The following is a 21,242-nucleotide window of genomic DNA, read 5'->3' as shown; positions in this document are numbered from 1 at the left end:
ATGTCTAGAATTGGAACTATTAGGTTTATGCCGTTTTCGGCGCAGTTCAACATTTTGAGTATTTATGGCTTTATTAGAAGTATTAACGTTCCCGGATGACCGTCTACGTACCGTAGCAAAACCGGTAGAAGCAGTAACACCTGAAATCCAAAAATTTGTCGATGACATGATTGAAACCATGTACGACGAAGAAGGTATTGGCCTTGCTGCTACACAAGTCGATTTTCACCAACGTATCGTTGTGATTGATGTTTCTGAAACTCGTGACGAACCAATGGTTTTAATCAATCCTGTTATCACACAAAAAAGTGGTGATGATGGTATTGAAGAAGGCTGTTTGTCTGTTCCTGGCGCAAAAGGACTCGTTCCTCGCTCAGCAGAGGTATCAGTTAGCGCTCTTGATCGCGATGGTAATGAATTTAGCTTTGATGCTGATGATTTATTAGCTATCTGTGTTCAGCACGAACTGGATCACCTTGATGGCAAGTTATTCGTTGATTACTTATCGCCGCTAAAGCGTAAGCGTATTAAAGAAAAACTAGAGAAAATCAAAAAATTCAACGCTAAAAATCAGTAATTGATACCGAGGTTAATTTGAGCAAACCATTACGCATTATTTTTGCGGGCACACCCGATTTCGCTGCTCGCCATTTATCAGCACTTATCGACTCTCACCATGAAGTGATTGGCGTATACACTCAACCTGATCGCCCTGCGGGTCGCGGTAAAAAGCTAACAGCAAGCCCAGTAAAAGAGCTGGCGCTTGAGCACAATATTCCTGTGTTCCAGCCTGAAAACTTTAAGAGTGACGAAGCAAAGCAAGAACTTGCTGACCAAAATGCTGATTTAATGGTTGTGGTTGCTTATGGCTTACTGCTACCACAAGCGGTGTTAGATACACCAAAACTGGGTTGCATTAACGTTCATGGCTCGATTCTTCCTCGTTGGCGTGGTGCTGCACCTATTCAACGCTCTATTTGGGCTGGTGATGCAGAAACTGGCGTAACCATCATGCAAATGGATATTGGTTTAGATACTGGCGATATGTTGAAGATTGCAACTTTGCCTATCGAAGCAAGCGATACAAGCGCCTCAATGTACGACAAATTAGCTGAACTAGGCCCAATCGCTTTAGTTGATTGTTTATCTGATATTGCTGATGGCTCTGCTATTGCACAAAAACAAGATGATGAACTGGCTAATTACGCGAAAAAACTAAGCAAAGAAGAAGCAAAGATTGATTGGACAATGGATGCCATTGCTATTGAACGCTGTGTTCGTGCTTTTAATCCATGGCCAATGAGTCACTTCTCTGTTGAAGATAAAGCCATTAAAGTATGGCAATCTCGTGTTGAAAGCTATACCGGAAATGCAACACCAGGCACCATTATCCAAGCGGATAAAACGGGCATTTATGTTGCGACAGGTTCAGATGCCATTGTCTTTGAACAACTGCAAGTACCTGGAAAAAAAGCAATGGGTGTTCAAGATATTTTGAATTCTCGTAAAGAATGGTTTGAAGTGGGTAATACCCTTAACTAATTCTTCAAAAATATAAAAAGGTGGCATAATTGCCACCTTCGTTTTTAAATGGCAAATATCGTATTTGCCTTTTTATTTTTGCCAACCATATTTTAGGTGATGACATGAACGTTCGTGCTGCGGCAGCCAAAGTTATTTATCAAGTTGTCGATCAGGGTCATTCTCTCTCTTCAGCGCTTCCAAAAGCTCAATCTGAGATCAAACCTCGTGACCAAGCTTTACTGCAAGAGATCTGCTATGGCGTACTGCGCTTTCTTCCTCGTTTAGAGTCTGTTGCTCAATCATTAATGGATAAGCCATTAAAGGGAAAACAACGAGTATTCCATCATCTAATTCTTGTGGGTATTTACCAACTGAGTTTCATGCGTATTCCTGCACACGCAGCAGTAGCGGAAACCGTTGAAGGTACAAAGAATTTAAAAGGTCCAAAACTACGTGGACTGATCAATGCGGTATTACGCAATTATCAACGTAGCCAAGAAGAGTTGGATGCGAAATCAGTAAGTCATGACTCAGGTAAATATGGTCATCCGGGCTGGTTATTGAAAATGCTACAACAAGCTTACCCAGAACAATGGGAAAATATTGTTGAAGCCAATAACAGTAAAGCACCAATGTGGTTACGTGTTAATAGCCAACACCACACTCGTGATGAATATATAGCTCTACTTGAAAAAGAAGAGATCAGTGTTACGCCACACAGCCAAGCGACGGATGCTCTGCTATTAGATAAAGCGCGTGATGTCTATACACTTCCTGGCTTTGAACAAGGTTGGGTATCGGTACAAGATGCTGCTGCTCAATTATCAGCAGAGTACCTACAACCTCAAGATGGCGAATTAATTCTTGATTGCTGTGCGGCTCCTGGTGGTAAAACCGCGCACATTTTAGAGCGCACACAAGATACAAGTGTGGTTGCCATTGATTGTGATGAAACACGTTTAAAACGAGTTTATGAAAACTTAGAGCGTTTAAACCTTAAAGCACAAGTTATTTGTGGTGATGCTCGTCATCCAGAAGAGTGGTGGAAAGGCGAACAATTTGATCGCATTTTATTAGATGCTCCTTGTTCTGCAACAGGGGTTATTCGTCGTCACCCTGACATCAAGTGGTTACGTCGTTCTGAAGACATTAAAGCATTGGCTGAACTGCAAAGTGAAATCTTTGATGCTATGTGGCTACAGTTAAAGTCTGGCGGTACCATGGTTTACGCGACTTGTTCAATTACGCCTTTAGAAAACTGCGATCAAGTAAAAGCGTTTTTAACACGTACAAGTGATGCAACGTTAATTGATAATACAGATCCTGAAAAACCAGGACGTCAAATTCTTCCAGGTGAAGAGAATATGGACGGCTTCTACTACGCTGTTCTACAAAAAGCCTAATCGGAATACGAGCGAGCAAACGGTATGAAAATCATCATCTTAGGTGCAGGTCAAGTAGGCGGCACATTAGCTGAGAACTTGGTGGGCGAAAACAACGATATTACGGTTGTTGATAAGAGCTCTGAACGACTGCGTGAGTTGCAAGATAAATACGATTTACGTGTAGTTCAAGGGTTTGCTAGTCACCCAGATACATTAAGAGAAGCCGGTGCACAAGATGCCGATATGTTAGTTGCCGTCACTAATTCCGACGAAACGAACATGATCGCCTGTCAAATTGCATTTACTGTATTTAATACACCAAACCGTATTGCTCGTATTCGTTCTCCTGAATATTTAAGAGAAAAAGAACGCCTTTTCCAATCTGATGCGATTCCAGTTGATCATTTGATCGCTCCAGAAGAACTCGTTACTGGATACATCGAACGCTTAATCGAATACCCAGGAGCACTTCAAGTAGCCAGCTTTGCAGAGAAGAAAGTAAGTCTTGTTGCTGTTAAAGCCTATTACGGTGGTCCTCTCGTCGGTAATGCGTTATCCGCACTTCGTGATCACATGCCTCATATTGATACTCGTGTTGCGGCTATTTTCCGTCAAGGCCGACCAATTCGTCCTCAGGGAACGACCGTTATCGAAGCTGACGATGAAGTATTCTTTGTTGCTGCAAGTAACCATATCCGTGCAGTAATGAGTGAATTACAGCGTTTAGAGCGTCCATACAAACGAATTATGATTGTTGGTGGCGGTAATATCGGTGCAGGTCTTGCGAGACGCTTAGAGCAAAACTACAGCGTTAAACTGATTGAACGTAATATGAAACGAGCAGAAGAGTTATCTGAACTGCTTGAAGAAAGCATTGTATTTTGTGGTGATGCAGCAGACCAAGAGTTACTAAGTGAAGAACACATCGATCAAGTTGATGTTTTCATCGCTGTCACTAACGAAGATGAAGCCAATATCATGTCAGCCATGCTAGCAAAACGCATGGGTGCTAAGAAAGTCATGGTATTGATTCAACGTGGCGCTTATGTTGATTTAGTTCAAGGTGGCGTTATTGATGTGGCGATCTCTCCACAGCAAGCGACAATTTCAGCGCTATTAACGCATGTTCGTCGTGCTGATATCGTTAACGTATCTTCTCTTCGTCGTGGTGCAGCCGAAGCGATTGAGGCCATTGCACATGGTGATGAAACCACATCAAAAGTGGTTGGTAGAGAAGTTCAAAATATTAAACTGCCACCGGGCACAACCATTGGTGCAATTGTTCGAGGCGAAGAAGTATTAATCGCTCACGATAAGACCGTGATAGAGCAGGATGATCACGTTGTTATGTTCCTAGTGGATAAGAAATACGTTCAGGATGTAGAACGCTTATTCCAACCGAGTCCGTTCTTCTTATAATTATGGTTAACTACAAACCGATCCTATTTGTAATAGGGCTTGTTTTATCAAAACTCGCCCTATTTATGTATATCCCGACACTCGTAGCACTGTTTACAGGTACTGGTGGTTTTATCGAATTTGGACAAGCGGTTGCCATTACTCACATAGTGGCATTTGCTTGTTTAACTTTGGGCCGCAGTAAACAGTTTAAAATGAACGTGCGGGATATGTTTTTAATAACAACACTTGTGTGGACCATTGCAAGTGCTTTCGCTGCACTTCCTTTTGTGTTTATTAACCACATCAGCTTTACCGACGCTTACTTTGAAACCATGTCAGGCATCACAACAACAGGTTCAACAGTGCTTAGTGGGTTAGATGATATGGCACCAAGTATTTTATTATGGCGTTCAACGCTACAGTGGCTAGGTGGTGTAGGTTTTATTGTAATGGCGGTAGCCATCTTACCTATGCTTAATGTAGGTGGTATGCGACTGTTCCAAACGGAATCTTCTGATTGGTCAGATAAAAGCGCCCCGAGAACCAAATATGTCGCCAAATACATAGTGAATGTGTATTTAAGCTTAACCTTGCTGTGTTTCTTAAGCTATTTAGTGACAGGGATGACACCATTTGAAGCCATAAACCACGCATTTACTACGCTATCCACAGGAGGATACTCCACCTCTGATAGTTCAATGAATCGTTTTTCAAATAGCACGCACTGGGTAGCATCATTCTTTATGTTTGCAGGTGGTTTGCCTTTCTTACTCTTTATTCAAGTACTTAAAAAGCGCGATCCCAAAGTTCTCTTTAAAGATGCTCAGGTCGTTGGGTTTCTAAAATTAGTATTAATCACCAGCTTATTAGTTGCGATTTGGTTAGTGATTCATAATGACTATGCCATTATGGATGCGTTACGTGTATCAGTGTTTAATATCATTTCTGTTGTAACTACAACCGGTTTTGGTTTGGATGACTTTACATCATGGGGCGCATTTCCAGCCATCATCTTTGCTTTTGTTATGCTAACAGGTGCATGTTCAGGCTCGACTGCAGGTGGTATAAAGATCTTCCGATTCCAGATTGCATCAACCATGTTGAATAAACAAATGATGAAACTGATCCACCCATCAGGGATCTTTGTTCAACGTTATAATGGCCGTCCAGTAACCGATGACATTGCACGTTCGGTTGTTGCGCTTGTCTTTACCTTCCTATTAACCATCATCATCATCTCAGCATTATTAGGTAGCTTAGGGCTCGATCCCGTAACGAGCATCACCAGTGCCGTTACAGCTGTTGCTAACGTAGGTCCGGGGATGGGGCATATTGTTGGTCCAACAGGTAACTTTGCCACACTACCAGATACGGCAAAATGGATACTCAGTATTGGAATGTTAATGGGGCGATTAGAAATTTTAACCGTATTGGTTCTATTCTTCCCAGCCTTTTGGAAGGGTTAATATTAAATTTAACTCACTAACGGATAACACAGTAACAATGAAAAATGGCCTAGTATTTCTACTAGGCCATTTTTATTTATAAACAGGTATTAAACCGGCTTTACGTAATAATAAATTGAAAAGAATTGAGTAATGCAGCCACCTAAAACAAACAGATGCCAAATAGCATGGTTGTATGGGATCTTTTTCGAGACATAAAAAATAACCCCTAAAGAGTAAATTACGCCACCAAGCCCCAATAAAATCACGCCATTAATATCAATATGAATAACCAATTGATACACAGCAATCACTGATAACCATCCCATAATGAGATAAGTAATTAGCGACAATTTTTTAAATCGATATACAAATACAATTTTTCCAATAATGCCGATAAGCGCAATAGCCCAAATAACGCCCATCAACCAGTAGGCTAATGGTGTTCTCAAACTCACCAATAAATAGGGTGTATAACTACCTGCAATCAAAAGAAAAATTGCACAATGATCCAAGGTTTTTAATAATCTTTTCGCTTTAGGTGCGGCAATAGAATGGTAAAGCGTCGACGCTAAAAAAAGTAAAATAATACTCGCACCATAAACAGACATACTGGTTATGGTTAACCAATCAGCATTGACTGTATTGGCTTTTAAAAGCAATAAGATTAAAGCAACAACACCAAAAACCATCCCTAAAGCATGGCTTAAACTGTTCGCTAATTCTTCTTTTTTTGAATATGGAGCGGAGGTAGGCATAATTATCTCATAGAGTGATTACTCGATAAGATCAGTATGACACATTTAAGCGTACAGTTGTAAGCTTAAATGTGTCATTTTTTCATCAAACCTATCAATTAGGTGGTTTGATTTAAGAAATCAATTACTTGCTTTCCGGCTTCTTCTGGCGTTAAACGAGTTGGTAGGCTTAATTTTCTTTTTAATTCACCACGTCCAAGCATTGAGGATAATAAACCTAAAGCCCCACCTTGGTGCCTTCTATCTATCTCGAACCATAATTGCAGCTCATCAGCCGCTCTATGAGCAATCATTTCAAGCTCTCGCCAACGACCATGATAAGGACCATCGAATGGTACGAACTCAAACTCTTGAACAAAAGGTAAATCAAACCCTTTAATGAATTCACACTCAACTTGGCGAATTCGTAATCCTTCGGTTTCTAAAGCAGTTAATACACCATCAAAGAGATCATCAGGGCGAACAGTAATCGGATCTTTATCAGTAGGATCTAAACCAAGAGAGATATCTAACCCTGTTTGAACCCACACTTTGGCATCACCAATCGTAATTGGTGTGTTTAATGGAAGGTCTAATTCCAATTCAAATTTACGCTCTTGTTTTGGCTCTATCGTAAACGCATAAGGCAAACTCCAATCTGCTAACACATGAGTTTGTTTAATAATTTGGGTTTGTGAACCGTTTTCACTTTTACGATGAACCTCTTTTTTGTACTGACAACATAATTTCAAATCAATATTATCAATATCTTGAGCCGTTGCACCGCCAGTAACTTCGATGGTTACTTGAGCTTTTTGTCCTGGAATCAAAACTTCATGGTGAATGATCGTATCCACGTTTGCAGAACCAATGCCTAATGACGCTAACGTTTTTTTAAAAAAAGACATTTTTATCTCCTAACCAATCCATGTTTTATGCTCTTATTATTACTCAGTTATCATAATTACGCTGAGATGCACCTCGACTAATTGACAGTTTATGTTACCCTTATAGGGTGTTTTTTAAACACATTATCCTGACTATTTATTTGGATTGGCGAAAGCTAAAAAGAGTTTCACCTTGATGTAACTCATAAATAGTTAGGTCATTAATTTGGCCAAGGAAGTGCCTGACTATAGAGATAGATAATGCGTCCTATGACTGTCAGGTTCTCACGCTCTGCTTCAACTCATAGCGTGGATCGTCGTCGCAGCCACTTTGTAAAAGCAGCTGTTGCGAAAAAGAACGTACCTGAAATGACTTTAGTGGTTTCAGAAAAAACAGAAACTGAAAAAGAAATTTCATGTGCGGCATAATTTAAAAGCGTAGCCTATTGGTTGCGCTTTTTTCTTTTCTGAGAATCATTTTTTATGTACCGTTATCAGACCACTTACTTAGTCTAATTGGTATTAACATCCCTTATAACTGATATATACTAACCCTAATAATTATAAGGAGAATGCTCAATGAAATGTCACCGCGTAAATGAATTAATCGAATTAATTCACCCTGAATGGAAAAAAGAACCAGAACTAAATCTTATGCAGTTTATTGTAAAACTTGCAGAAGAAACAAAATATGAAGGCAAATTAGAAGATCTTACTGACGATGTTCTGATTTATCACCTAAAAATGCGTAATAGCGAAAAAACAGAAATGATCCCAGGTCTTGCTAAAGACCAAGAAGATGATTTTAAAACTGCAATTCTAAAAGCTCGTGGGATTTTATAAGTAACTCACCATGCGATGATCTGGTTTGTCACCGAACCAGATCGATTTCCTATCAAATAAAACACACTTTTTTAACTAAATTTGAACCTTCTTACGTATTCCTTTTAGTCATCAGGCTATAATTCATCCGCAATGTCATCTAGTTACCAAGTAAAAAATAATGCTCAACATTACTCACTTGGTATCATAATAATAATATTTAGGAAGAATAATGAGTCAGGAAAAAATAGACATCAAGGATGTGACTCCAAAGCAATTTAACCCTAAGACCCACAAATCCAGTAGTGATCGCTTTAATCCAAGCTCTGGAATTTATGTTCGTCAAAGCAAAGGAACTTTTCAAAAATTACGCCGCTATGGAGCATGGTTTCTCCTTGCCTTATTTATTCTCACCCCTTGGATTTCCTTTGGTGAGCGCCAAGCTATTTTACTTGATATTGGAAATCAGCAGTTTAGCTTCTTTGGTACGACTCTTTTCCCTCAAGACCTGACTCTTCTTGCGCTTCTTTTTGTGATTGCAGCCTTTGGGTTGTTTTTTATCACCACTTTTTTAGGACGAGTATGGTGTGGTTATTTGTGTCCACAAACCGTTTGGACTTTCATGTACATTTGGTTTGAAGAAAAATTAGAAGGCTCAGCCAACAAACGTCGTAAACAAGATCAAATGAAAATGACCCCAAACTTGTTTCTTCGAAAAACACTCAAACACCTCGCATGGATTGCTATCGCCATTGCAACAGGCATTACTTTTGTCGGTTATTTTGTTCCTGTAAAAGAACTCGTTGTTGATTTTTTTACTTTCAATAGTGATTTTTTACCTGCATTTTGGGTTCTTTTCTTTGCTGGCTGTACTTATGGAAACGCAGGGTGGATGCGTTCAATCGTTTGTTTGCATATGTGTCCTTACGCTCGCTTCCAATCAGCCATGTTTGATAAAGACACTTATATTGTTGGTTATGACCCAAAACGAGGGGAAACTCGTGGTCCTCGTTCACGCAAAAAAGATCCAAAAGAATTAGGATTAGGCGACTGCATTGACTGTAATTTATGTGTACAGGTCTGTCCGACAGGTATTGATATTCGTGATGGTCTGCAATACGAATGCATTAACTGTGGCGCTTGTATTGATGCGTGTAACGAAACCATGGATAAGATGAAATATGACAAAAACCTTATCAGCTATACCACTGAACATAAATTAGCAGGACATAAAACTCATGTTCTGCGTCCAAAGTTAATTGGTTATGGCGTCGTTATGTTGCTGATGATAGGGCTATTTATTACTCAAATAGCAACGGTAGAACCTATGGGGCTAGATGTTTTACGCGATAGAAACCAATTAGCCAGAGTCAGCAGTTCAGGTTTAATCGAAAATACTTACACCTTAAAAATCATTAATAAAACCCAACAAATTCAAGAATACGAACTTAATGTAACAGGCATTGATAATCTTACTTGGTATGGAGAGCAACGTGTGAATGTTAAAGCCGGTGAGGTATTAAGCTTACCTATAAGCTTAGGAGCAAGTGAAACCAAATTAAATAAAACCATCACAACAATTGAATTTGAAATAACGAATTCTGATGGCCAAGTGATAAAAGCTGAAAGTCGATTCTTTAAAAAGCTATAATCACCTTATTACTGACACAAAAGGCTCATGATGAGCCTTTTTTATTGAGAATGACTATGTCTGAACACGCTTTTAATTTCAGTACGCTTACCCCTGATTTACTCTGGAATGCTCTTGCTGATATCGGCATTAGAGCAGAGTCAGGTTTTCTTGCTTTAAACAGTTATGAAAACCGTGTCTATCAATTTACCGACGAAGAACGACGTCGTTATGTTGTGAAGTTTTATCGTCCACAACGCTGGTCTGAAGCGCAAATTCTTGAAGAACACTTATTTGCTCGACAACTTGTTCAACAAGATATTCCAATCGCTGCTCCATTGGAAATTAACGGCAAAACCCTACACTCAGCCAATGGTTATTGGTTTGCACTTTTTGACAGCTTAGGAGGCCGCACATTTGAGGTCGATAATTTTGATCAATTAGAGTGGGTGGGACGTTTTTTAGGCCGCATTCATAAAGTAGGGGAATCCGAGTTATTTCAACATCGTCCAACAATAGGGCTAGATGAGTACTTGTATCAACCAAGAAAACTATTAGAAAACAGCTCGTTTATCCCGACACATTTAGAAAATAGCTTTTTCTCTGATATGGATATGTTGATTCAACAAATCGAACAACACTGGCAACCAAGTAAATCCATTCGACTGCACGGTGATTGTCACCCTAGCAATATTTTATGGCGTGATGGTCCATTATTTGTTGATTTGGATGACGCCAGAAATGGCCCAGCCGCACAAGATATCTGGATGCTGTTAAATGGTGATCGCCAAGATAAGCTTGTTCAGTTAGATATTTTGTTGGAATCTTATTCTGAGTTTTGCGATTTTGACCACAACCAGTTGAAACTAATTGAACCTTTACGTGGTCTACGAATGGTGCACTACATGGCATGGCTTGCAAAACGTTGGCAAGATCCTGCTTTTCCTATTGCATTTCCATGGTTTGCCGACGCAAAATACTGGGAAAGTCAGGTACTCGGATTTAAAGAACAAATAGCCGCATTAAACGATGCGCCTTTAGAACTGATGCCACAATGGTAAAATATAATACTAATCACAAATGGATTGGAGAGAGTTACACATGATGAAGAAAATGATGGCACTGTTTGGTGCTTTAGTACTGAGTTTTTCAGTAAATGCAGCAAACTTTACAGAAGGCGATTACTACAAAGTTCTTGACCTACCTGAATCAAAAACACCAACAGTGAATGAATTTTTCTCTTTTTACTGCCCACATTGTAATAGCTTTGAACCGCTTATTCAGGGTCTAAAGAAAACACTACCAGATAATGCAACGTTTAAGAAAACTCACGTTTCATTCATGGGTGGACCAATGGGCTTATCAATGAGTAAAGCCTATGCAACAATGGTTTCTCTAGGCATCGAAGATAAAATGGTTCCTGTTTTCTTCAACCGTATTCATACAATGAACAAACCACCACGTAATGAAAAAGAAATTCGTCAGATCTTCCTAGATGAAGGCGTTAATGCTGATGAGTTCGACGGTACATACAATAGCTTTGCTATTAACTCTATGGTTAACCGTTTTGATAAATCATTCCAAGACAGTGGTTTAACAGGTGTTCCTGCGTTAATCGTTAACAACAAGTACCTTGTTGAAACAGGCAAAATCAAAAGCGCTGATGAGTACTACGAGTTAGTAAACTGGTTACTTAAAAAGTAAAAAATAAACAAATAAAAAGGGAGCGAATTATCGCTCCCTTTTTTTATTCTTTGGTTTTTAAAACACCTTGAAGGTACTCATCTTTTTCTTTCCATAAGTCGTTTACCCACTTATGAAAGCCACGCTTAAAAGTTTTATCTCCAAAATAATCGCCATTCACTTTTTCATCATTTGGATGCAAGTTAATACGAACAACAACTTTGGTCAATTTCCCTTGTAGCATATCGATAAATGGTGATTCTTGGTTATCAGGATACGCAAGTGTGACATCAACAATCCCATCAAATAATTCACCCATAGCTGAAAGAGTAAAAGCGATACCACCAACCTTTGGCTTAAACAAATGTTGGTAAGGTGTTCTTGCATCTTTCAGCTTTTCAGGCGTAGCTCGTGTTCCCTCAACAAAATTAACCACCGTTGTAGGAACAGCACGAAAGTTTTCACAAGACTTTTGAATCGCTTTAAAATCATCTTCACGACGTTCAGGATCTCTGCGCATAAATGGCATATCCGCCCCCCAACACGCAAGCCCCACAAAAGGAACGTAAAGCAACTCATACTTCAAGAAAAACTTAGTCATCGGTATTTTATCTTTCATTACCGAAGACAAAATGACGATATCGGCCCAGCTCACATGGTTTGATAATAAAAGGTACCAATTATCTTGAGATAAGCTTTCACCACCTTCAATCTCCCACTCAATATTATTGTTAATATTGAGCATCCACAGATTTAATGTTGCCCATCCCCATAATGTTTTATTTGCCATCGATACTGTAATTTTTTTCACGATAGCAAAAGGAAGAAGCAATTTAATTATTGCAAAGAAGCTGATAATTAAAGATGTTAATGCTGTATTCAGCATTACAAGTAATACACTGATAACCAGCCTAATATTAGCAATCATAGGACTCTTCATTTATAGATTAGAGTGAATATTATCCACATGATAACAAGTCAGGCCTTCTTTTGTGAGTAATCTTTCATTACATCTCAATTAATGGATTAGACCGCTTGTGCAGATAATTGTTTTAATAATCGATCCATCGCTCGATAACCAACGGCTTCAGCTAAGTGGATTCGTTGAATTTTATCTTCCGCAGATAAATCAGCAATAGTACGCGCTACCTTAATAATCCGATGATAAGCACGAATAGATAACCCTAACTGATGTAGCGTATTTTCTAAAAATGCGGCATCTTCTTTATCTAGCGGACAATGCTTTTCAATTTCTCGACTTCCTAATAGCGCATTCACTTTACCATTACGCTCTAACATTCGAGCACGAGCCTGTAAAACTCGATGTTTTACTGCTTGCGTACTTTCGCCTCTATCTCCACCCTCGGTTAGCGTTCCCTTCGGCAATAGCGGTATTTCTAATGACATATCAAAACGATCTAACAAGGGGCCAGATATTCGATTAAGGTAACGTAAAATCAATTGCGGATTGGTTCGAGTTTGGTTCCCTTCATAATAACCCGTAGGGCTTGGGTTTAATGCTCCGACCAATTGAAAACGAGCAGGAAAACGTGTTTTACTCGCGGCGCGTGAGATGACTATCTCACCAGATTCTAGTGGTTCCCGCAGTGAATCAAGCACTTTTCTTTCAAACTCCGGCATCTCATCTAAAAATAAAATACCATTGTGAGCTAATGATATTTCCCCCGGTCGAGGAATAGAGCCGCCACCCACTAATGCCGCCATAGAACTAGAATGGTGAGGGGAACGAAAAGGGCGGGCTCGCCAATTAGATTCTGTAATATTTTGATGAGTTAACGAGGCTACCGCTGCGGTTTCTAACGCTTCATCATTGGTCATTTCTGGTAATAAATCACTCATACGAGAAGCGAGCATGGTTTTGCCTGTACCGGGAGGACCTAAATACAATAAATTATGTCCTCCCGCCGCCGCGATTTCTAATGCTCGTTTACCCTGCTGTTGACCAATAATATCTTGTAAATCACGCTCTAAAGATAAAGATTGCTCTTCTATCTGAGGGCTAGTTAATAAACTGAGTTGCTGTTGCCCACACAAAAAACCACACACAGCTAGTAGATGAGGCGCAGATTTGTGAATATCTTTGCCGACTAAAGCCGCCTGATCCCCATTGTCATCCGGAACAACTAAGCAACGTTTAGCATTAAGTGAGGCTAGGGCGGCAGGTAAAACACCTTTTACTCGACGTAACTCACCAGAAAGAGCTAACTCGCCAACAAACTCATGACCATCCAATTTATTTTCAGGTATTTGACCTGACGCAGCTAGGATCCCAAGAGCAATAGGAAGATCAAATCGTCCACCTTCTTTTGGAAGATCCGCAGGTGCTAAATTAACGGTGATCTTTTTAGATGGAAACTCAAAGTTAGCATTAATAATTGCACTTCTTACTCTGTCTTTTGCTTCTTTTACTGTTGTTTCTGGTAAGCCAACCAGACTAAATCCTGGCATCCCATTACTGATATGAACTTCAACCGTCACTGGTGGTGCTTCTACACCGACACAAGCTCGACTGTGTATTATTGCTAATCCCATTTATCTACCCAACTTATTTTATTAAAGACCAATCTGTATTGATTTTATGTTTTTGTTATATATAAGCGCTAAATGAACGAGAATTGTGAATTAAATGATAGTTTTTTCTTGTCATGAGAGCCATGTCTGTGTTACCACTAAGTTAATGTAACGAAATATCAAAAAGAAAACGTTTACGGATAGATTAAATGACCTTTTTTGCTCAACTGAATATTCTGATTATTAACATTCTAGTGGTGATTCTGGTCACCGCTCGGGGATGTGTGAGCAAAAAATAGAGTTACAAGCACACTAAAAACCCCCAAGCCAACAAGCAAGGGGGTTTTTTTATAAGTTCAGGAAGATATATGGGGGCACATGATGTGCGAGAGAAAACAGACAACCACTCACGCAGGGAGCGAAAGAGTATGAATGGCTCACAATTAGTAGTTAAAGCCTTAAGAGACGAAGGGATTGAAACTGTCTTTGGTTATCCTGGTGGGGCAATCATGCCTATTTATGATGCATTATATGATGGTGGCGTTGAGCACATCTTATGTCGTCATGAACAAGGTGCAGCAATGGCTGCAATAGGAATGGCAAGAGCAAGCAAAGATGTTGCTGTATGCCTTGCAACATCAGGCCCTGGTGCAACAAACCTAATTACCGGTCTTGCTGATGCCATGTTAGATTCCATTCCTCTTGTTGCTATCACAGGTCAAGTGGCGAGTAATTTAATCGGTACAGATGCTTTCCAAGAAATGGATGTCATCGGTATGTCTCTCTCATGTACTAAACACAGTTATTTAGTTACTGATATCAATGAACTTGCACCTGTGATTGCTGAAGCATTTGAGGTAGCAAAGTCAGGACGTCCCGGCCCGGTATTAATTGATATAGCCAAAGATGTGCAACTCGCTGAAGCCCCTGTTACTTCTCTTCCATATTTTGAAGCACCTAGTATCCCTGTTGTTGTTACTGAAGCAATTGAAGCCGCCAAGACGTTACTAAAAGCCAGTAACAAACCGGTATTGTATGTGGGTGGTGGTGTTCAACTGGCTCACGCAACCGACTCTGTTCGTGATTTTTTAACTAATAACCCTATGCCTTCAGTGAGTACATTAAAAGGCTTAGGTTCAATAGGAAGACACGATCCTCACTATCTTGGTATGGTAGGTATGCACGGCACTAAAGCTGCTAACTTAATAGTTCAAGAATCCGATTTATTAATTGTTGTTGGTGCCCGTTTCGATGACCGTGTGACAGGAAAATTAGAAAGCTTTGCACCTCACGCAAAAGTAATCCATATCGATATTGATGCAGCAGAATTCAATAAGCTTCGCCATGCTCATTCAACACTACGTGGTGATATAAAGGTTATTCTTCCTCAATTGAAACTAGAACAAGACCTTACCCCTTGGTTAGAACATGTTTCTTCTCTTCGCTCTGAATTTAAATGGCGCTACGATCACCCGGGTGAATTAATTTATGCCCCTCTGCTATTAAAGCAACTTTCTGACATGATGCCAGACAGCTCTATCGTATCGACAGATGTTGGCCAACATCAAATGTGGGCAGCTCAGCACATCCAACCTCGAGCTCCAGAAAATTACCTAACATCCGCAGGTCTTGGCACCATGGGGTTCGGTTTACCCGCTGCGATGGGAGCAAAAGTGGCTCGTCCTGATGATCAATCTATTCTGATTTCAGGTGATGGTTCTTTCATGATGAATGTACAAGAACTCGGTACGATTAAGCGTAAACAAATCCCTGTGAAGATGGTTCTTATTAATAACCAACGTTTAGGTATGGTTCGTCAATGGCAATCACTATTTTTTGATGGCCGCCACAGTGAAACTATTCTTGATGATAATCCTGATTTTGTTGCTCTTGCTGCCGCCTTTGGTATTCCAGGAAAAACCATAACAACAAAAGAAGAAGTAGAACCTGCTTTAAAAGAAATGCTTGAAAGCGATACCGCTTATCTGCTGCATGTTCTTATTTCAGAAGAAGAAAACGTATGGCCTTTGGTTCCGCCAGGTGCTGCAAACCAAGATATGGTGGAGGGAGAATAATGCAACGTTATATTTTAGAGATTGAAGCTAACGATAGACCAGTTTTATTAGAACGTGTATTACGCGTTATTCGTCACCGTGGTTTTATCATCAAGCAAGTATTAGCAACACAAAATCAAGCCAGCAAAGTAGCTGCAATTGAAATCATCGTAGAAAGTGACCGACCAATTAGCCTTCTTACTAATCAAATAGAAAAGCTTTGGGATATTACCGCCGTTAACGTTTCTACATTACATCGCGCATAAGGATTAGTGACAATGTCAAAGACAGCAGATTTTATTTGGTTTAATGGTGAGATGGTTCCTTGGGCAGACGCAAATGTGCACGTTCTAACTCACGCAATGCATTATGGAACATCCGTTTTTGAAGGGGTGCGTTGTTATAACACGCCAAATGGTCCAATTATTTTCCGCCACCCAGAGCACGCAAAACGTTTAAAAAATTCCGCTAAAATTTATCGCTTCCCAATTCCATATACTGAAGAAGAAATTATGGAAGCAACACGTGAAACCTTACGTCAAAACAAACTCGATTCTGCTTATATTCGTCCTTTAGGTTTTGTAGGAAACGTAGGTTTAGGTGTTTGCCCACCAGAAAATACGGAAATGGAACTCATTATTGCTGCATTCCCATGGGGATCTTACCTAGGAGAAGAAGCATTAGAAAATGGGGTTGATGCCATGATTTCAAGTTGGAATCGTGCTGCACCAAATACCATTCCAACCGCAGCAAAAGCAGGTGGTAACTATTTATCTTCTTTATTGGTTGGTGGTGAAGCTCGTCGTCATGGTTACGATGAAGGTATCGCGTTAAGTGTTGATGGCTATCTTTCTGAAGGTGCAGGTGAAAACCTATTTGTTGTTCGTGATGGTATTCTTTCTACACCACCAGCAACCAGTGCCATTTTACCGGGAATTACTCGAGACTCTATCATGACGCTTGCAAAAGATATGGGATATGAAATCCGCGAAGAAAACATTGCACGCGAAGCATTATATCTTGCAGACGAAGTATTTATGACAGGCACAGCGGCTGAAATCGTTCCAGTACGCTCTGTTGACAAGATTACCGTTGGTGAAGGTAAACGTGGTCCTATCACAAAAGAGATCCAAGCCGCTTACTTTGGTCTGTTCAATGGAACAACCGAAGATAAATGGGGTTGGTTAGATTACGTATACCCAGAAAATGCACCATCAGCTAAATAATTTATAAGGATATAACAATGCCAACTTATCGTTCAGCCACCACAACTCACGGACGTAACATGGCCGGAGCACGCGCTTTATGGCGTGCAACTGGCGTTAAAGAAGATGACTTTGGTAAACCCATCATTGCTGTTGTTAACTCATTTACTCAATTTGTTCCGGGTCACGTACATCTTAAAGACATGGGGCAACTTGTTGCTGGTGAGATAGAAAAAGCAGGTGGTATCGCCAAAGAATTTAATACTATCGCCGTTGATGATGGTATCGCTATGGGTCACGGTGGCATGCTTTATTCTCTGCCATCACGTGAACTCATTGCAGATTCTGTTGAATACATGGTTAATGCTCACTGCGCTGATGCAATGGTATGTATTTCTAACTGTGACAAAATTACTCCAGGAATGATGATGGCTGCAATGCGTCTTAATATTCCGGTGATTTTTGTGTCAGGTGGCCCAATGGAAGCGGGAAAAACGAAGCTTTCAGATCAAATCATCAAACTGGATCTTGTTGATGCAATGATCCAAGGTGCCGATCCTACGGTTTCCGATGCTCAGAGTGAGCAGATCGAACGTTCAGCTTGTCCAACTTGTGGATCGTGTTCAGGAATGTTCACCGCTAACTCAATGAACTGTTTAACCGAAGCTCTTGGTTTATCTCAACCTGGTAATGGGTCAATGCTAGCCACTCACGCCGATCGTGAGCAGCTGTTTATTAATGCAGGTAAACGTATTGTTGAATTAACAAAGCGTTATTATGAGCAAGATGATGAATCCGCTCTTCCAAGAAATATTGCCGATCGCGCTGCATTTGAAAATGCCATGGCACTTGATATCGCAATGGGTGGTTCAAGTAATACCGTTCTTCACCTTTTGGCTTCAGCTCAGGAAGGTGAAATTGATTTCGATATGAGTGACATTGATGAAATGTCTCGTCGAGTTCCTCATCTATGTAAAGTAGCTCCATCAACACCGAAATATCATATGGAAGATGTTCACCGTGCAGGTGGGGTAATGGCAATCCTTGGTGAGTTAGATAGAGCAGGACTTCTAAACAATCAAACAAAAACAGTTCTTGGTTTAACCATGCAAGAGCAACTTGCACAATACGATATTATGCAAACTGAAAACGAAGAGGTGCTTAAGTTCTTCCGCGCAGGCCCAGCAGGGATCCGAACAACTAAAGCATTCTCACAAGATTGTCGTTGGGATCGCCTTGATGACGATCGAAAAGAAGGGTGTATTCGAACCAAAGAAAATGCCTTTAGCCAAGAAGGTGGTCTAGCTGTCCTATCTGGTAATATCGCTGTTGATGGTTGTATTGTAAAAACCGCTGGCGTTGATGAAGAAAATCTAAAATTCCAAGGTCCTGCCATTGTTTTTGAAAGCCAAGACTCTGCGGTAGAAGGAATTCTAGGTGGAAAAGTTAAAGCCGGTGAAGTGGTTGTTATTCGCTACGAAGGTCCAAAAGGTGGGCCGGGTATGCAAGAAATGCTTTACCCAACCACTTACTTAAAATCAATGGGCTTAGGCAAAGCATGTGCTCTTTTAACTGATGGTCGATTCTCTGGTGGTACATCGGGCCTATCTATAGGTCACGCATCTCCTGAAGCAGCAAGTGGTGGTACGATAGGTTTAGTGAACGATGGCGATATCATTACCATCGATATCCCAAGTCGTTCAATTACTCTTGATGTACCTGAATCAGAACTGCAAGCTCGTCGAGCGAAACAAGATGAACTCGGTTGGAAACCTGTTAATCGTCAACGTGAAGTCTCTTTTGCACTAAAAGCCTATGCAAGTATGGCAACCAGTGCAGATAAAGGTGCAGTACGTGATAAATCTAAGTTAGAAGGGTAAGCCTATGAGCAACTCTTCATATCAAACTGGCGCAGAATATCTGCGTCAGATCTTACGAGCGCCAATCTATGAAGTAGCAACAGTAACACCACTTCAAGATATGCCTCGTTTATCTGAGCGCATTAATAACCGAGTTCAATTAAAGCGAGAAGACCGTCAACCGGTTCACTCCTTTAAACTTCGTGGCGCTTATAATATGGTTGCAAGTCTAACTAAAGAACAAAAAAATGCAGGGGTTATTGCTGCATCTGCGGGCAATCACGCTCAAGGTATGGCGCTATCAGGAACCAAGCTTGGTATTCAAACGACCATTGTTATGCCTAAAACGACACCTGATATCAAAGTTGAAGCCGTAAAAGGTTTTGGTGGGAATGTGGTTCTACATGGCAGTAATTTCGATGAAGCCAAAGCAGAAGCAGAACGTTTATCACAACTCCACGGTTATACTTTTGTACCTCCGTTTGACCACCCACTTGTTATTGCAGGTCAGGGGACAATTGGAATGGAGATGCTGCAACAAAATGGTCATCTCGATTATATCTTTGTGCCTGTTGGTGGTGGTGGTTTAGCCGCGGGTATTGCTGTGCTAATAAAGCAACTCATGCCTGAAATAAAAGTCATCGCCGTTGAGCCAGAGGACTCTTCTTGCTTAAAAGCGGCTTTAGATGCTGGCGAGCCTGTCGTTCTTGATCAAGTGAGTATGTTTGCCGATGGCGTAGCCGTTAAACGTATTGGTGATGAAACGTTCCGTTTATGTCAAAAATACCTTGATGGCCATATTAGTGTATCTAGTGATGAAATTTGTGCTGCTGTAAAAGATATTTTTGAAGATACAAGAGCGATTGCTGAACCTTCAGGTGCATTGGCATTAGCTGGTCTGAAAAAATTTGCAGATCAGCATCAATTAGAAAATAAACAATTAGGAACCGTACTTTCTGGTGCAAACACTAACTTCCATGGTTTACGTTATGTATCTGAACGCTGTGAGTTAGGTGAAAAAAGAGAAGGGCTATTAGCAGTAACGATTCCTGAACGTCAGGGCGCTTTCTTTGAATTTTGTAATCTAATTGGTGGCAGAGCTGTTACTGAATTTAACTACCGCTACAACGACGATAAGCTAGCTAACATTTTTGTTGGTGTTCGCTTACAAGAAGGGCAAGAAGAGCTTGATAACATCATTAATGATCTACAAAAGGGAGAATACCCGGTTGTGGATTTATCTGATGATGAAATGGCTAAGCTACATATACGTTATATGATTGGTGGTAAACCATCAAAAACAATACAAGAACGTTTATACAGTTTTGAATTTCCAGAATATCCAGGAGCGCTCGTTCGCTTCTTAAGTACTCTAGGTACTCACTGGAATATCAGCCTCTTCAATTATCGTAACCACGGTGCAGATTATGGACGTGTGTTATGTGGTTTTGAACTAACAGATTCTGATCTTGCTAGTTTTTCAAAACACCTTGAAGAGCTTGGTTATCAATGGAAAGATGAGACAGATAATCTAGCTTATCGATTCTTTTTATCCTAAGACCGTACGGCGTAATAAGGCTAATTAAAATTTAGCCTTATTTTCATTCAAATTTGAAATTATGCTATACAATCGGTTAAAAAATGCTATTATTTTGCTCGGCCTGTAAACAGACCTATTTATCTGTAATATTATGCTTTTGAAACCTTCGTTATACTGCTTTACCAGTTATGCTTGAAGCTTTTTATACATATGTTTTACCTCAAATAAATAATTCTTTATGGCTACAACTTCGCATTATGCGAATTATTTAATTTAAAAAAATTAGGATTTATTATGTCTAAATCAACTGGTATCGTTAAGTGGTTCAACGAAGAGAAAGGTTTCGGTTTCATTACTCAAGATAACGGCGGCGCTGACGTATTCGTTCACTTCCGTGCTATCGCAACTGAAGGTTTCAAAACTCTGAAAGAAGGCCAAGCGGTAACTTTCACTGTTGAACAAGGTCAAAAAGGCCCACAAGCTGCAGACGTTACTCCAGCTTAATTCGAATTTCTCGAATAGAATTTTTAAAAATGCT

At 40.2% G+C, this 21,242-nt stretch carries 20 protein-coding genes; 16 read left to right on the top strand and 4 right to left on the bottom strand.

The window, feature by feature from the left end; all coding sequences use genetic code 11:
- The first annotated feature begins 64 nt into the window (after positions 1–64).
- The 5 genes from def to GNP81_RS00440 all read left to right on the top strand — a co-directional run bounded on the left by def (position 65) and on the right by GNP81_RS00440 (position 5,776).
- Entirely contained in the window at positions 65–577 is a 513-nt protein-coding gene (gene def / locus GNP81_RS00460) for a peptide deformylase (RefSeq protein WP_011262885.1), read from the top strand.
- Positions 578–594: 17 nt separating this feature from the next.
- Positions 595–1,542 (top strand): methionyl-tRNA formyltransferase, encoded by a 948-nt coding sequence (gene fmt / locus GNP81_RS00455; protein WP_155673652.1) that lies wholly within the window; start codon positions 595–597, stop codon positions 1,540–1,542.
- A gap of 104 nt (positions 1,543–1,646) precedes the next feature.
- Positions 1,647–2,927 (top strand): 16S rRNA (cytosine(967)-C(5))-methyltransferase RsmB, encoded by a 1,281-nt coding sequence (gene rsmB, locus GNP81_RS00450; protein WP_155672175.1) that lies wholly within the window; start codon positions 1,647–1,649, stop codon positions 2,925–2,927.
- A 24-nt stretch (positions 2,928–2,951) separates the two neighbouring features.
- The gene (gene trkA, locus GNP81_RS00445) at positions 2,952–4,328 is read left to right on the top strand and encodes a Trk system potassium transporter TrkA (protein ID WP_005421528.1); all 1,377 of its coding nucleotides are present in this window, start codon (positions 2,952–2,954) and stop codon (positions 4,326–4,328) included.
- A 2-nt stretch (positions 4,329–4,330) separates the two neighbouring features.
- On the top strand, positions 4,331–5,776 hold the full coding sequence (locus GNP81_RS00440; RefSeq protein WP_155652232.1) for a TrkH family potassium uptake protein: 1,446 nt from the start codon (positions 4,331–4,333) through the stop codon (positions 5,774–5,776).
- Between the two features lie 89 nt (positions 5,777–5,865).
- Here the strand turns inward: GNP81_RS00440 and trhA are convergent, their stop codons facing one another.
- On the bottom strand, positions 5,866–6,513 hold the full coding sequence (trhA, locus tag GNP81_RS00435) for a PAQR family membrane homeostasis protein TrhA (protein ID WP_155673653.1): 648 nt from the start codon (positions 6,511–6,513) through the stop codon (positions 5,866–5,868).
- A gap of 98 nt (positions 6,514–6,611) precedes the next feature.
- On the bottom strand, positions 6,612–7,400 hold the full coding sequence (locus GNP81_RS00430; RefSeq protein WP_155673654.1) for a sporulation protein: 789 nt from the start codon (positions 7,398–7,400) through the stop codon (positions 6,612–6,614).
- 240 nt (positions 7,401–7,640) lie between these two features.
- On the opposite strand from GNP81_RS00430, the gene GNP81_RS00425 reads away from it, so the two are divergent.
- The 5 genes from GNP81_RS00425 (at position 7,641) to GNP81_RS00405 (ending at position 11,535) form a co-directional block, all read left to right on the top strand.
- Entirely contained in the window at positions 7,641–7,808 is a 168-nt protein-coding gene (locus GNP81_RS00425; RefSeq protein WP_155649397.1) for a hypothetical protein, read from the top strand.
- A 150-nt stretch (positions 7,809–7,958) separates the two neighbouring features.
- Positions 7,959–8,222, top strand: a complete 264-nt coding sequence (locus GNP81_RS00420; RefSeq protein WP_005421548.1) for a YihD family protein — start codon at positions 7,959–7,961, stop codon at positions 8,220–8,222.
- 211 nt (positions 8,223–8,433) lie between these two features.
- On the top strand, positions 8,434–9,852 hold the full coding sequence (ccoG, locus tag GNP81_RS00415) for a cytochrome c oxidase accessory protein CcoG (protein WP_155673655.1): 1,419 nt from the start codon (positions 8,434–8,436) through the stop codon (positions 9,850–9,852).
- Between the two features lie 56 nt (positions 9,853–9,908).
- Positions 9,909–10,892, top strand: coding sequence for a serine/threonine protein kinase (locus tag GNP81_RS00410; protein WP_005421552.1), 984 nt, complete (start codon positions 9,909–9,911; stop codon positions 10,890–10,892).
- A gap of 43 nt (positions 10,893–10,935) precedes the next feature.
- Positions 10,936–11,535 carry a thiol:disulfide interchange protein DsbA/DsbL gene (locus tag GNP81_RS00405; protein ID WP_026029200.1) on the top strand — a complete coding sequence of 200 codons (600 nt, stop codon included), beginning with the start codon at positions 10,936–10,938 and terminating at the stop codon, positions 11,533–11,535.
- A 43-nt stretch (positions 11,536–11,578) separates the two neighbouring features.
- On the opposite strand, the gene GNP81_RS00400 is transcribed toward GNP81_RS00405, so the two are convergent.
- A complete protein-coding gene (locus GNP81_RS00400) occupies positions 11,579–12,442 on the bottom strand; it encodes an acyltransferase (protein WP_196587346.1) in 864 nt (287 codons plus the stop codon).
- A 98-nt stretch (positions 12,443–12,540) separates the two neighbouring features.
- On the bottom strand, positions 12,541–14,067 hold the full coding sequence (locus GNP81_RS00395; protein ID WP_155673656.1) for a YifB family Mg chelatase-like AAA ATPase: 1,527 nt from the start codon (positions 14,065–14,067) through the stop codon (positions 12,541–12,543).
- Positions 14,068–14,474: 407 nt separating this feature from the next.
- Here GNP81_RS00395 and ilvG point away from each other — a divergent pair, with 407 nt between their 5' ends.
- The 6 genes from ilvG (at position 14,475) to cspE (ending at position 21,208) form a co-directional block, all read left to right on the top strand.
- A complete protein-coding gene (gene ilvG, locus GNP81_RS00385; RefSeq protein ID WP_155673657.1) occupies positions 14,475–16,121 on the top strand; it encodes an acetolactate synthase 2 catalytic subunit in 1,647 nt (548 codons plus the stop codon).
- The gene (gene ilvM, locus GNP81_RS00380) at positions 16,121–16,366 is read left to right on the top strand and encodes an acetolactate synthase 2 small subunit (RefSeq protein WP_005421570.1); all 246 of its coding nucleotides are present in this window, start codon (positions 16,121–16,123) and stop codon (positions 16,364–16,366) included. The genes ilvG and ilvM overlap by 1 nt, the downstream gene beginning before the upstream one ends.
- A 12-nt stretch (positions 16,367–16,378) precedes the next feature.
- Positions 16,379–17,326 carry a branched-chain amino acid transaminase gene (locus GNP81_RS00375; protein WP_017018726.1) on the top strand — a complete coding sequence of 316 codons (948 nt, stop codon included), beginning with the start codon at positions 16,379–16,381 and terminating at the stop codon, positions 17,324–17,326.
- Between the two features lie 17 nt (positions 17,327–17,343).
- Positions 17,344–19,185, top strand: coding sequence for a dihydroxy-acid dehydratase (ilvD, locus tag GNP81_RS00370; protein ID WP_155673658.1), 1,842 nt, complete (start codon positions 17,344–17,346; stop codon positions 19,183–19,185).
- Positions 19,186–19,189: 4 nt separating this feature from the next.
- A complete protein-coding gene (gene ilvA, locus GNP81_RS00365; RefSeq protein WP_155671928.1) occupies positions 19,190–20,722 on the top strand; it encodes a threonine ammonia-lyase, biosynthetic in 1,533 nt (510 codons plus the stop codon).
- A gap of 276 nt (positions 20,723–20,998) precedes the next feature.
- The gene (gene cspE / locus GNP81_RS00360; RefSeq protein ID WP_005421580.1) at positions 20,999–21,208 is read left to right on the top strand and encodes a transcription antiterminator/RNA stability regulator CspE; all 210 of its coding nucleotides are present in this window, start codon (positions 20,999–21,001) and stop codon (positions 21,206–21,208) included.
- The last annotated feature ends 34 nt before the right edge of the window (positions 21,209–21,242 follow it).

The sequence above is a fragment of the Aliivibrio fischeri genome, assembly GCF_009727955.1.
In the GTDB taxonomy this organism is placed as follows: Bacteria; Pseudomonadota; Gammaproteobacteria; order Enterobacterales; family Vibrionaceae; genus Aliivibrio; species Aliivibrio fischeri_A.
This window is presented reverse-complemented; position numbering and strand designations above follow the sequence as displayed.